The 13,201-nt window shown below is 62.5% G+C and carries 11 protein-coding genes; 4 read left to right on the plus strand and 7 right to left on the minus strand.

Going from position 1 to position 13,201, the window contains the following annotated elements; all coding sequences use genetic code 11:
- Positions 1 to 4 precede the first annotated feature (4 nt).
- From NR126_RS11900 to NR126_RS11925, 6 genes are all read right to left on the minus strand, one after another.
- Entirely contained in the window at positions 5 to 1,585 is a 1,581-nt protein-coding gene (locus NR126_RS11900; protein WP_027619194.1) for an aldehyde dehydrogenase (NADP(+)), read from the minus strand.
- Between the two features lie 42 nt (positions 1,586 to 1,627).
- Positions 1,628 to 2,623, minus strand: coding sequence for an AraD1 family protein (gene araD1 / locus NR126_RS11905; RefSeq protein ID WP_256830279.1), 996 nt, complete (start codon positions 2,621 to 2,623; stop codon positions 1,628 to 1,630).
- Between the two features lie 53 nt (positions 2,624 to 2,676).
- Positions 2,677 to 3,852, minus strand: a complete 1,176-nt coding sequence (locus tag NR126_RS11910; protein WP_027619196.1) for an L-rhamnonate dehydratase — start codon at positions 3,850 to 3,852, stop codon at positions 2,677 to 2,679.
- Between the two features lie 322 nt (positions 3,853 to 4,174).
- On the minus strand, positions 4,175 to 5,179 hold the full coding sequence (locus NR126_RS11915; protein ID WP_027619198.1) for a 4-hydroxythreonine-4-phosphate dehydrogenase PdxA: 1,005 nt from the start codon (positions 5,177 to 5,179) through the stop codon (positions 4,175 to 4,177).
- Positions 5,176 to 6,144, minus strand: a complete 969-nt coding sequence (locus NR126_RS11920) for an amidohydrolase (RefSeq protein WP_027619199.1) — start codon at positions 6,142 to 6,144, stop codon at positions 5,176 to 5,178. The genes NR126_RS11915 and NR126_RS11920 overlap by 4 nt, the downstream gene beginning before the upstream one ends.
- Positions 6,137 to 7,471: an MFS transporter gene (locus tag NR126_RS11925; RefSeq protein WP_105754314.1), complete on the minus strand. Its 1,335-nt coding sequence runs from the start codon at positions 7,469 to 7,471 to the stop codon at positions 6,137 to 6,139. Before NR126_RS11925 ends, NR126_RS11920 begins: the two co-directional genes overlap by 8 nt.
- Positions 7,472 to 7,852: 381 nt before the next feature.
- On the opposite strand from NR126_RS11925, the gene NR126_RS11930 reads away from it, so the two are divergent.
- From NR126_RS11930 to NR126_RS11945, 4 genes are all read left to right on the plus strand, one after another.
- On the plus strand, positions 7,853 to 8,866 hold the full coding sequence (locus tag NR126_RS11930; RefSeq protein WP_027619201.1) for a tripartite tricarboxylate transporter substrate binding protein: 1,014 nt from the start codon (positions 7,853 to 7,855) through the stop codon (positions 8,864 to 8,866).
- A gap of 60 nt (positions 8,867 to 8,926) precedes the next feature.
- Entirely contained in the window at positions 8,927 to 9,460 is a 534-nt protein-coding gene (locus tag NR126_RS11935; protein WP_027619202.1) for a tripartite tricarboxylate transporter TctB family protein, read from the plus strand.
- Positions 9,457 to 10,989, plus strand: a complete 1,533-nt coding sequence (locus tag NR126_RS11940) for a tripartite tricarboxylate transporter permease (protein ID WP_027619203.1) — start codon at positions 9,457 to 9,459, stop codon at positions 10,987 to 10,989. The genes NR126_RS11935 and NR126_RS11940 overlap by 4 nt, the downstream gene beginning before the upstream one ends.
- A gap of 69 nt (positions 10,990 to 11,058) precedes the next feature.
- The gene (locus NR126_RS11945; RefSeq protein WP_027619204.1) at positions 11,059 to 12,003 is read left to right on the plus strand and encodes a LysR family transcriptional regulator; all 945 of its coding nucleotides are present in this window, start codon (positions 11,059 to 11,061) and stop codon (positions 12,001 to 12,003) included.
- 18 nt (positions 12,004 to 12,021) lie between these two features.
- Here NR126_RS11945 and NR126_RS11950 read toward each other — a convergent pair whose 3' ends face one another.
- Positions 12,022 to 12,885 carry a DMT family transporter gene (locus tag NR126_RS11950; protein ID WP_256830280.1) on the minus strand — a complete coding sequence of 288 codons (864 nt, stop codon included), beginning with the start codon at positions 12,883 to 12,885 and terminating at the stop codon, positions 12,022 to 12,024.
- Positions 12,886 to 13,201 lie beyond the last annotated feature (316 nt).

Raw genomic sequence — 13,201 nt, forward strand, 5'->3', positions numbered from 1 at the left:
GGGCTCACCAGGCCTGCTCACTCATCTCGCCATCCACCAGGCGCCGAATCCCCAGCGGATTGGCGTTTTGCAGGGCTTCAGGCAGTAAGGCATCCGGGTAGTTCTGGAAACACACCGGACGCAGGAAGCGCTCGATGGCCAGGGTCCCGACCGATGTCCCGCGTGCATCCGAAGTGGCCGGATAAGGTCCACCATGGACCATCGCCTCGCAGACTTCGACGCCGGTTGGGTAGCCATTGAGCAGGATCCGGCCGACCTTCTCCTGCAACGACTCAGCGAGCCAACGGTACGCCAACAACTCTTCGGCTTCGCCAATCAAGGTCGCGGTCAATTGCCCGCGCAAACCCTGCAAGGCAGCAGCCAACTGCGTTGCGTCTTCAACTTCGATGACGATGGTGGCAGGGCCAAAGACCTCTTCCTGCAACAGCGCTTCGCCATTGAGCAGCAGGCTCACGTCCGCCTTGAACAGTTGCGGCTGGGCCTGGCTGCCCTGTTGCGGCTGGCCCGCCAGATGCGTCAGGCCGGGATGGCCGTGCAACTCGCCAAGGCCATGGCGATAGCTGTCCAGTGCGCCGGCATTGAGCATGGTCTGCGCCGGCTGTTGCTGCATGTTGGCGCTGAACTGTTGGAGGAACGCGCTGAACTGTGGGGAACGCAGGCCGATAATCAGCCCTGGATTGGTACAGAACTGGCCGCAGCCCAGGGTCACTGAACCGGCCAATTGCGCGGCAATCTGCTCGCCACGCACCTGGAGCGCCTCGGGCAACAGGAACACCGGGTTGATGCTCGACATTTCAGCGAACACCGGGATCGGTTGCGCCCGGCTCGCCGCCATCTGGCCCAGGGCATTGCCCCCCTTGAGCGATCCGGTGAAACCGACGGCCTGAATCGCCGGATGCTTGACCAGCCACTCACCGACGCCCCCGCCGTAGATCATATTGAACACGCCGGCCGGCATGTCGCAGCGCTCAGCGGCGCGGATAATCGCATCTGCCACCCACTCGGCAGTCGCCATGTGTCCGCTGTGGGCCTTGAACACTACCGGGCAACCTGCCGCCAGGGCCGAGGCGGTATCGCCGCCGGCGGTCGAAAACGCCAGCGGGAAGTTACTCGCGCCGAACACCGCCACCGGGCCGAGCGCGATGCGGTACTGCCGTAGGTCCGGACGCGGCAACGGCTGACGCTCCGGCAGCGCACGATCGATGCGCGCGCCGTAAAAGTCGCCCCTGCGCAAGACCTTGGCGAACAGGCGCATCTGGCCACTGGTGCGGCCCCGTTCCCCCTGGATGCGTGCAGCCGGCAAGGCGGTCTCGCGGCACACGGTGGCAACGAATTCATCGCCCAGGGCATCGATCTCATCGGCAATTGCATCGAGAAATTGTGCGCGGCGCTCCGCGCTCAGGTTGCGGTACAGCGGGTACGCGGCAGCCGCAGCCCGAGCCGCGGCATCCACTTCATTGGCACTGGCCTGGTGGAAGTCGCCCGGCAACGGCTCGCCGGTGCTGGCGTCGAGGCTTTGCAGGCGCACGTTGCCTTCGCCGCTGCGTCGGCCGCCGATGTAGTTGTGTCCCAGTTGCGAGGTCATGACAGATTCCTTGGCCGGCGCCAGGCGCCGGAAGTTGAAGACTCAGAGTGCGCGCACCTGACCGATGGCCAGCGGCTGAGCGCTTTCACCGATACCGTTTTCCAGCGGCGCGCCGAAGGCATCGAGGCTGACCAGGAAGCGATCGCCGGGCTGGGTTCTGACCCCGTCGGCGAACGACAGGGTAGCGGTGCCGAAGTAATGCACATGGACATCCCCCGGCCGCAGGAACTGCGCGTACTTGAAGTGGTGGTATTCGAGGTTGGCCAGGCTGTGGCACATGTTGTCCTCGCCACTGAGAAACTCTTTCTCCCACAACACTTCGCCATTGCGGGTAATGCGACTGGTGCCTGCCAGGTGCCGAGGCAACTCGCCGACCCGCAGTTCCGGACCGTAGGCGCAGTACCGCAGTTTCGAATGGGCGAGATACAGGTAGTTGCGGCGTTCCATGACGTGATCGGAGAACTCATTGCCCAGGGCATAGCCGAGGCGATACGGCAGACCGTCGTCGCCGATCACGTACAGGCCGGTCAGCTCCGGCTCTTCACCGGCATCCTCGGCGAACGGCGGCACCGGGAAGTCCGCCCCCGGACGCACGACAATGCTGCCGTCGCCCTTGTAGAACCACTCCGGTTGCGCACCGACTTGGCCGGCCGCCGGCTTACCGCCTTCCAGGCCCCAATTGAAGATGCGCATGGTGTCAGTCATGCCGGCTTCGACCGCGCCTTCCTGCTGGTGCATCTTGTCTCGCGCCGAAGCGCTGCCCAGGTGCGTCAGGCCAGTGCCGCTGATCAGGCAGTGGGCCGGGTCCTCATGGTCGAGCGGTGGCAAGACCTGGCCGTCACGCAGCAACTGCGCATAGTCCGGCCCGGGCTCGGTGCCCCGCCGCGCAACCTCGTCCTGCAGGCTGCGTTGCGCGCGGATGGCCGCGAGTGCCAGTTCACGGGTGCTGCGGGTGTTATTGAGTACCTGAACCCGGTTGCCGTCGACGAGGCCGACCTGGCGTTCGCCGGCACTATTTTCGAATTGAATCAGGCGCATGTCGGCCCTCCAGTAAGTCGTGGTCAGCGCCGCCCGAAAGCGGCGCCGCAAGATCATTCGATGATGTTGAAGTCGCTCAGGTATTCATCGGAGATTTCCAGGCCCAGGCCCGGTTTGTTGTCGTCGAGCTGGATGTAACCGTTGACCGGCTGCGGCTCGCCCTTGAACACGTAATAGAAGAGTTCGTTGCCGACCTCGACGTCGAACACCGGAAAGAACTCGGCCATCGGCGAAGCGGTGGTGGACATGGTCAGGTGATAGTTGTGCATCTGCCCGGCGTGAGGGATCACCGGCACCGACCAGGCTTCCGCCATGGCGTTGATCTTGCGCGCCGCGGTGATGCCGCCGACCCGGTTGGTGTCGTACTGAATCACGTCGACAGCACGACGCTCCAGCAGGTCCTTGAAACCGTAGGAGGTGAATTCGTGCTCGCCGCCGGAGATCGGCATGATGCCCATCTTCTTCAGCTCGATATAACCCTCGATGTCGTCGGCGATCACTGGTTCTTCGAGCCAGCGCGGTTCGAATTCGGCGAGTTTCGGCAGCATCCGGCGTGCGTATTCCAGGGTCCAGCCCATGTAGCATTCGAGCATGATGTCGACGTCCGGCCCGGCCAGCTTACGCAGGGCGCGCACCTGTTCGATGTTCTTGCGCATGCCTGCCGGGCCGTCTTTCGGGCCGTAGCCGAAGCGCATTTTCAGCGCCGTGAAACCCTGGTTCAGATAGCCCTGGGCTTCTTCCAGGAACAGGTCGAGGTTGTCGTTGGCGTAGAGCTTGGAGGCGTAGGTCCAGATCTTTTCCTTGGTGCGTCCGCCGAGCAGCTTGAATACCGGCTTGTTCACCGCCTTGCCCATGATGTCCCAGATCGCGATATCGATCGCCGAGATCGCCGCCATGCCAATGCCCTTGCGACCCCAGGCATGGCTTTGACGGTACATCTTCTGCCAGATGTACTCGTTGTCGAACGGGTCTTCGCCGATGGCGATCGGGGCCAGGTAGGTGTCGATGATTTCCTTGGCCACACGCGGCGCCAGGGCGCAGTTACCGATGCCAACGATGCCGCTGTCTGTCTCGACTTCCACCACCAGCCAGCCGTGGAAACGGAAGGAGCCCATGGCATCGCCACGCTCGAACAGGATGTCGCTGGCGTTGGTGCAGAAATGCGCTTGCGGTGGCACGACCTTGCCTTTCCATTCGAAGACACGGGTACGGATCGCTTTGATTTTCATGAATTCAGTTCCTTGCTGGCGCTTTTTTGTAATTGTTGAGTCGCATACACGGAACCCCTCAAGGGCGGCTTCCAGGCATTCGATGGGCCGACTTTAGCCAGCGCCCGAGGGCCACGGATAATCACTTATGCGTATCCGGCGATAACCAGGAGTGATAGGAACAGGGGGTTACTTTTCACATCGGGTTATCACTTGATGCGAAAAAAATGGGAGCAGGCTTGCCCGCGATCAGGCTGCGTCAGTCGACAACACTATCGACTGACAGAGCGCAATCGCGGGCAAGCCCGCTCCCACAGGGTTTATGCTTTTCGAGGTTCGGCGATCAGTGCCGATGGGCACCCATTCGACAGGCGATTTCAAAGGCCTGGCGGATTGCACCGGGGTTGGCCTTGCCCTGGCCGGCGATGTCGAAGGCGGTGCCATGGGCCGGGGTGGTGATCGGTATCGGCAAGCCGCCCTGCACGGTCACTCCACGGGAGAAGCCCATCAGTTTGATCGCGATCTGGCCCTGATCGTGGTACATGGTCACCACCGCGTCGAAGGCACTGGCATCGCCCTGGACCTTGAGAAAGATCGTGTCGCCGGGATAAGGACCGTCGGCGGCAATGCCCAGGGCCTGTGCCGTTTTCACCGCCGGGCCGATGATGTCCAGTTCCTCACGGCCGAAGGAGCCGTTGTCACCATTGTGCGGGTTGAGTCCGCACACGCCGATGCGCGGGCGTTGCAGACCGTTGCGCTTGAGCGCGGTGTCGATCAGTTGGATGGCTTCCAGCACGCGCTCCTGACTGAGCATGCCCGGCACCTCGGAGAGGGCGACGTGGGAAGTCACGCGCGAGGTCCAGAGATTGTCCAGCACATTGAACTCGCAGAACGGCCCATGGAAATCCAGCAGCTCGGCAAACCAATGCAGCTCGTCGTTGTGAGCCATGCCGGCCATGTGCAGCGACGTCTTGTTCAACGGCCCGAACAGCACCGCATCGGTGGTCCCGGCCTGGGTCAGGCGCAGCGCCACTTCCAGGGTATCGAGGCTGTAGCGGCCGCCGATCACACTGGCCTCACTGCGCGGAAACTCGCCCACCGCCGCACCGCGAAAATCATAGAACAGCGGTGTGTCATCGGTGAACGACATCTGCTCCAGCGCGTCGATGCGCCGATAGGGAAACTCGACCCCGGCGATGCGCATACCTCGGCGCATCTCGGCCTCGTCGGCAATCAGGATCACATTGGCCTGACCGCGCACTTGCGCGTCGGCCAGCAGCCGGGCGATCAATTCCGGACCGATCCCGGCGGGGTCGCCCAGGACCATGGCAATGGTCGATTTACTCATGCTTCACTCCTCAGTGGTTCGGGCCGTGTCAGGTCAATGGCGTTGGATTCACAGCGGTAGACACGCTGCGCATTGCTGTAGAACAAGTGCTGCTGATCGCTCGCTGACCGATCACGCACGATGTGTTTGAAACCGCTGTAGATGCCGTCGAATGAGCCGCACAGGCTGTCCACCGGAAAGTTGCTGGCAAACATCGCACGTTCGGCGCCGAACATGGCGATCACCTCGTTGACGATCCAGGCGTTGTCCTCGACGCGCCAGGGTTTGCCGCCCTGCCCCAAGCCGGAAATCTTCACCTGCACGTTCGGCCATTGCGCCAGGCTCGACATTGCCCGGTGCCAGGCCTGCAAGCCGTGCTCGCTGCGATCGCTGGGCAGGCCGGCGTGGTTGAGGATCAGCGTGGTTGCGGGAAAATCCCGCGCCAGGTGCTCGGCTTCCAGCAGGTTCCACCAGGGTGTCTGCAAGTCGAAATGCAGGCCCAGCCCTTCGAGCGCGGCATAGCTGCGACGCCAGTGCTCATCACTCATCAGGCTGCGCGACTGGCCCACCTGCTGCGGCGTCGACGGCCCGCCAGGTTTGTGTCGGACACTGCGCACGCAGGGGAACGATGCCTGTTCGCTGAGCAGAGCGATGGCGTCTGGATGGTCGAGCCAGGCTTGCGCGACGACGGCATTGGGCACGCCGTAGCGGGCGGCCAGTTGCTCGACGAAACGGGTCTCGCCAATCGGGTCGGTGGGATCCCATTCGGTCTCGACGTACACGGTCTGCACCACCCGGTGCGGGGCTGCATCGGCGAAGTAGTCCTCGGGAAAATAGCGCCGCTTGATCGCGCTGTAGTCGCCGTAGCGAAAGGCAATGTTGGCCTGCGGCGTGAGCCACGGGTGGTGGTTGATCGAGGGGTCCCAGAAGTGATGATGGGCGTCAATGATCGGACCGTCCCACAGGCTGGTGGATTGCTCAGGCATGGCGCACCTCGTCAAGGCTGATGAACAGAGTGGCGAAGACAAAGATCGCCGAGCACGCCGCGAAGAACCCCAGTACCGGCGCAAAACCACCGGACAGTTGCAGGATCACCCCCACCAGGATCGGCACCGCGATACCGCCGGTGCTGCCGGCCATGTTCATGACCCCGCCAATCAGCCCGACCCGCGCCGGTGCCGCGAGTAGCGCTGGGAAACTCCAGTAGAGGCTGCCCCACATCAGGAAAAACGCGGTCATGGCCAGTAACGCGACGGCGGCAAACGGGTTGCTCAGGGTCGGCAGCAAAAGGAACGCGCCCAGCGCCACCAGCCCGGAAAATGCCAGCAGGCTCTTGACCGCCACACCGCGGCTAACGCCCTTGCGGATCAGCCCATCGCAGAGAAACCCACCGGTCAGCGAGCCCAGCGCGCCGCAGACAAAAATCACGAATGTCGCCGCGCCAATGCCCTTGATATCGAAACCGCGAGCCTGTGCCAGGTAACTCGGGCCCCAGGTCAGCAGGCCGAAGTAGACCATCGCCCAACTGGCGCGGCCAATCAGCAGACCACTCAGGGAACGGGCGGCAATCCCCAGGCCCTTGACCGGTGCCCGCGCTGCTTCTGCCGCCGGTGTAGCGCGCCCGGCATTGATCTTGTCCAGCTCCGCGGCATTGACCTGGGCGTGGCTGGCCGGGTCGTCACGCAGGTAGCGACGCGCCAGCCAGGCCAGTACCAGGGTGGCAATCCCGGCAATCACGAATGCCAGCCGCCAGGAATCCAGGGAAGCAATCAGGTAGGCAATGATCAGCCCGCCCAGCGCCACGCCCAATGGACTGCCACTGTCCATCAGTACCGCGCCGCGGCTGCGTTCGCTGGGTGCCAGCCACAGGGAAATCAGTTTGCCGCCGGAGGGAAACAACGGCGCCTCGGCCGCGCCCAGGGCCACCCGGGCGAACAGCAATGACAGCCCGCCGGTGGCAAAGGCCGCCAACACCTGGAAGGTGCCCCACAAGCCGGTCGACCAACTGATGACCTTGTGCGGTCCGAAGCGGTCGATCAACCAGCCACCGGGAATCTGCAACAGCGCGTAGGCCCAGAAGAAACTGCTGAGGATCAGCCCCTGCATGCTCGGCGACAGCGAGAATTCTTCGGCGATGGTGGGCATGGCGATGGACAGCGACACACGGTCGATCAGGTTGACCATGGTCAGGGCAAAGATGATCGCGAAAATCCGCCAGCGCACGCTGCTGGCGCGCGCCGTGCTGGGCGTAAACGCTGACGGGGTTGCGGCATCTGCGTCAGGCAGGTGCAGGGATGCACTGGGACGAGCCATGGTGCGTACCTCTTTTATTATTGTTGTGAGCGCTGGGCGCCACCGTTGTCAGTTACGCCTGATGAGCACTATCGAAGGCTTACCGATAACCGTCTAATCAAAACTTGAAATACGGCGATACCCTCAGGTTATGGCATGCCGGACTTTCGTCAGCCTTTCAGCGCGCCGGGAACCTTGCGACTGTCCAACAAATTGTGTCTGACCCGCCACTCTTGGCGCTCTGCGGCGCTCCCCCTCCGGGCGACCGATAACTCCAGGCTATCGGTGTATGTATTGTTTTGAGTAGACGTGGGCGGCGCTCGTTCCCACACTCGGGCCAGGCTTGCGGCTCCTGGCCACTGACAAGCCACTCATAACAACTACAAGAAAGAGGCATTCTCCATGCGCACAACGTTCGTTCGTCGCACGTCACGCCTGTTGCTCGGTTGCACCCTGCTGTGCGCCGGTGCTCTTCCCACCCTCGCCCACGCCTGGCAACCGGACAAAAACGTGGAAATCGTCGTCGCCGGCGGCCCCGGTGGCGGCACTGACCAGTTGGGGCGGTTGATCCAGTCGATCATCACCACCCACAAGTTCCTCGACGTCAACACCATTGTCCTGAACAAGGGCGGCGGCAACGGTGCCGAAGCCTTCCTCGACCTGAAAATGGCCAAGGGCGACCCCGACAAACTGGTGATCGGCACCAATAACATCTACTTGCTGCCGCTGGTCTCCAAGCTCGGCTATCAATGGCAGGAACTGACCCCGGTGGCCGCTCTCGCCGAGGACGATTTCATTCTCTGGAGCTACAAGGGCGCGCCATGGAGCGATGCCAAGGGCTTCTATGAAGCGGTGAAAAGCGATCCTTCAAAACTGCGCATGGGTGGCAGCCAGTCCAAGGACGTCGACCAGACCCTGACCCTGCTGCTGAACCAGACCAACAACAGCAAACTGGTGTACATCCCGTTCAAGAGCGGCAGCGAAGCCGCGACTCAACTGGCCGGCAAGCACATCGCCGCGAACGTCAACAACCCCGCCGAAAGCATCAGCCAATGGCGCGGAGACCAGGTCGAACCGCTCTGTGTGTTCAGCAAGGAGCGCATGGGCTACACCGAGAAAGTCGCCGGTGGCAAAGCCTGGGCCGACATCCCGACATGCCACGAGCAAGGCTTGGGCATCGATCAATATCGCTTCCCGCGCACCGTGTTCATGCCCGGCGAAGTCACCGCCGAACAGCAGGCGTTTTATGTCGAACTGATGCGCAAAGTTACGCAAACCCCCGAGTTCAAGGCCTACATCACGCAAAACGCACTGGTGCCGACCTTCCTCGAAGGTGAGCCATTGACCGCCTATATCGAGAAAGACACCGCCCGCGTCACCCCGGTGTTCAAAGAGGCCGGCTGGCTGCGTAACTGAGTGATCCACGGTCGTGCCCTGCCGCGCAGCGCATGACCGTCACCCGTTGGAGGTGTTTGCATGTCCCATTCTTCGGATTCATCGTCGCTGGTCGGCACTCGCTGGGTCGAGCTTGGCCTGGCCGTTTTCACCGCACTGATTGGCGTGGTCGTGATGTTCGGCAGCGTCGAACAGGGTATCGGCTGGGGCGACGCCGGCCCTGAGCCCGGCTACTTCCCGTTCTACATTGGCCTGTTGCTGACCGCCGCCAGCGTCGCCAATGCGGTACTGACCCGCGTGCGCTGGCAGGCGCTAAGCGTGGCATTCGTCAGCCGCAGCGCGTTCAAGCAAGTGCTGTCGGTGTTCGTGCCTATTGCCCTGTTTGTCTTCGCCATGCCGTTCACCGGCATCTATCTGGCCTCGGCGTGCTTCATCGCCTGGTTCATGTGGCGCGATAAGGTTCGCGTCAAACCCTACGGCAAATGGGTGATTGGCAGCGTGTCGCTCGGCGCGGTGCTGGCCAGCTACCTGATTTTCGCATTGTGGTTCAAGGTGCCGCTGGATGCCGGCCCCATGGGCGACTGGATTGCCCTGGCCGGGAGAAATTTCAAATGAGCGAGTTCGATTCCCTGCTGCAAGGCATGAACCTGATCCTCACCCCGGGCCACATCGGCCTTATGGTGGTCGGCGTGCTGCTGGGCATCCTGGTCGGCGTGTTGCCCGGTCTCGGCGCCCCCAATGGCGTGGCACTGTTGCTGCCACTGACCTTCACCATGTCGCCGGTGTCGGCGATCATTCTGTTGTCGTGCATGTACTGGGGGGCGTTGTTCGGCGGTTCGATCACCTCGATCCTGTTCAACATACCCGGCGAGCCCTCATCGGTGGCGACCACCTTCGACGGCTACCCGATGGCCCGCGAAGGTCGTGCCGCCGAAGCCCTCACTGCCGCTTTCAGTTCGGCGTTGATCGGTGCGCTGGCGGGGGTGTTGCTACTGACCTTCCTGTCGACCCGGATCGCCGAGTTCGCCATGTCCTTCAGTTCTCCGGAGTTCTTCGCGGTGTACCTTTTGGCGTTCTGCACCTTTATTGGCATGAGCAAGAATCCGCCACTGAAAACCGTGGTGGCCATGATGATCGGCTTCGCCATGGCTGCCGTCGGCATGGACACCGTTTCCGGCAACCTGCGCCTGACCTTCGACCAGCCAATGCTGATGACCGGCATCAGTTTCGAGGTGGCGGTGATCGGCCTGTTCGGCATCGGCGAAATCCTCTGCACCGTGGAAGAAGGCCTGGTGTTCCGTGGCGAACATGCACGCATCACGCCGATGGTAATCCTGCGCACCTGGGCACGCCTGCCGCGCTATTGGTGGACCATCCTGCGCAGTACCCTGGTGGGTTGCTGGATGGGCATTACGCCGGGTGGCCCCACCGCCGCTTCGTTCATGAGTTACAGCCTGGCGCGGCGTTTCTCGAAGAACCGCGACAACTTCGGCAAGGGCGAACTCGAAGGCGTGATTGCCCCGGAAACCGCCGACCACGCCGCAGGGACCAGCGCCCTGCTGCCGATGCTGACCCTCGGTATTCCCGGTTCGGCGACCGCCGCGGTAATGCTCGGTGGCCTGATGATCTGGGGCCTGCACCCGGGGCCGACGCTGTTCGTCGAGCAACACGATTTTGTCTGGGGCCTGATTGCCAGCATGTACCTGGGTAACGTGGTCAGCCTGCTGGTGGTGTTGGCCACAGTGCCGCTGTTCGCCTCGATCCTGCGCATCCCATTCTCGATCATCGCGCCGATTATCATCATGGTCTGCGCCATTGGCGCCTACTCGGTGCACAACTCGTTCTTCGACGTGGTGTTGATGCTGGGCTTCGGCGCACTCGGCTACCTGTTCAAGAAGCTTGGCTACCCGATCGCCCCGCTGGTGCTGGCCGCCGTGCTGGGAGACAAGGCCGAGGATGCGTTCCGCCAGTCGATGCTGTTTTCCGACGGGCAACTGGGGATCTTCTGGTCCAATCCGCTGGTCGGCAGCCTGACTACCGCCGCCCTGCTGATGCTGTTCTGGCCGCTGATTTCCAAAGCGCTGCAGAGCGTCCTCGGCTTGCGTAAAGCGCACGTGGCCAAGCGCACTAAATCGGCGCTGTGACACCGCAAGACTGGCAACGCCTGGCATTTGTTGTCAGGCTTGCCGCAGTCTTTTCTGCGAGCACGGCCCATGACCCGAATTCCTGATGCCAACGTGATCCACAGTCGCCTGCGCCTGCGTCAACTGCGCCTGATGCTGGCCCTGCAGGAATTCGGTTCTTTGCGCCGCGCTGCCGACCATATCGGCATGACCCAGCCGGCCGCCACCAAGATGCTTCACGAAGCCGAGGATCTGCTCGGCGTCGAGCTGTTCGAACGCCTGCCGCGGGGCATGCGTGCTACGCCGTTCGGCGAGACGGTGATCTACTACGCGCGCATGGTCTTCGCCGAACTCAGCGGTATGCGAGAAGAATTGGTGGCGCTGGAGTCGGGCAACCTCGGACGAGTCGCGGTGGGGGCGATCCCGGCCCTGGCCTCGGGCCTGCTGACCCGCACCATCGCCACCTTGAAGCAAAGCCATCCACGGCTATCCATGAGCATCCAGGTCGACACCAGCGACGTGCTGGTGCAGGCCCTGCTGCAGGACCAACTGGACATCGTGCTGGGTCGGATTCCCGCCGGGGCACGGGCCGAAGAATTGCTCTTCGACAGCCTCGGCGAGGAAGCCTTGTGCGTCATCGCCGGTGCGCAGAATCCGCTGGCGCAAGCCACGCACCTGAGTTGGGCCGAACTGCAAAACATGACCTGGGTCCTGCAACAGCAACCCAGCCCGATGCGTTCGATCATCAACCAGGTATTCCACAATGCCCGGGTCGACATCCCCAGCAGCATCGTCGAAACCACCTCGATCATGACCCTGTTGTCGCTGATCCAGCAGACCGACATGCTCGGCGTCACCCCGGTGTCGGTGGTCGAAGACTACGCCGGCCGCGATTTGCTGGCAGTGTTGCCCATCAAATTCGAAGCCCGCCTGCCACCGTTCGGCCTCATCACCCGGCGCCACCGCATCCAGTCCTCGGCCATGCAGGCCTTCATGAATTCGGTACGCGCCGAGCATGGGACGAGCCCGGCCTGAAACCGGGCCCGGCCGGCCTCAGCTCGGTCTACGGAACACAAACACCAAACCGACGATAATCAGCGCCATGCCCAACAGGCTCAACAGCGCCAGGCGATTGCCGAAGATCAGGTAGTCCATCACCGCCGTCACCGCCGGCACCAGATAGAACAGGCTGGTGACATTGACCAGATTGCCGCGAGCGATCAGCCGGTACAACAGCAGGGTCGCCCCCACCGACACCACCAGGCCCATCCACAACACCGGCAGGAAAAACCCTGCGCTGTGCTCGAAGTGGAATGGCTGGAACGGCACGAATACCCCGCATAGCAACAGCCCGGCCAGGTACTGCACCGGCAGCGTGCCAAGGGGATCGCGGGTGATGTTTTTCTGCATGATCGAACCGGCGGTCATGCTCAGCAGCGCCAGCAGCCCGAACAACATCCCGGCCAGGGACATGCCGGCCAGGCCGATGCTCTGGTACACCACCATGATCAACCCGGCCAGACCCAGCGCCAGGCCGAACATCCGACTCCAGGAACGCTGACGCTCCATCAGCACCACGGTGAGGATCGGTTGGACCCCCATGATCGTCGCCATGACCCCCGGGGTGACCTTGAGGTCCAGTGCCAGCAGGTAAAAGATCTGATAAGCGCCCAGAAGCACCAGGCCGGTCGCCGCCGCATAGAGCATCGGCTTGCGTCCTTGCGGCAACTTGAGTTTGAGCAACGGCACCAACAGCACCAGGCCGCACAGGGCGATGGCGAAGCGGATCAACAGAAAGGCAAAGGGCGAAGCGTGGGCCAGGCCCCACTTGGAGAAGATCGCCCCACTGCTCCAGAGCAAAACGAACAGGCTCGTGGAGGCCGCCGCAAGCGCGGATTTTTTCGAAATGTGCAACATGAAAACCACCTGTCATCAGGCAATAAGCCAACTCAGCCGTAGCTGAAATTCAGTTTTTTTGGTTCAGGCAGGCACAGGAATCAGCAAGGAGCGCTGATCAGCCCGAGACGCCAACACCCGGTGGGGACACCACCGCGCACACTGGAGTGCGACTGACAGGAGGGGGGTAGTGACTGATCTGCGCAGGCTGCTGATTCCCGCACGGCACGACGCCAGCGTTGACCGCTGAATCGACTACCGCGTTGAGAGGGGATGCTGGCATGGGCTGATCTTTTGATGAGGGTGGACACAAGAGCGCTGACTATAACCAGCGCTG

It is taken from the genome of Pseudomonas sp. Pse1 (genome assembly GCF_024519635.1).
Taxonomy (GTDB): domain Bacteria; phylum Pseudomonadota; class Gammaproteobacteria; order Pseudomonadales; family Pseudomonadaceae; genus Aquipseudomonas.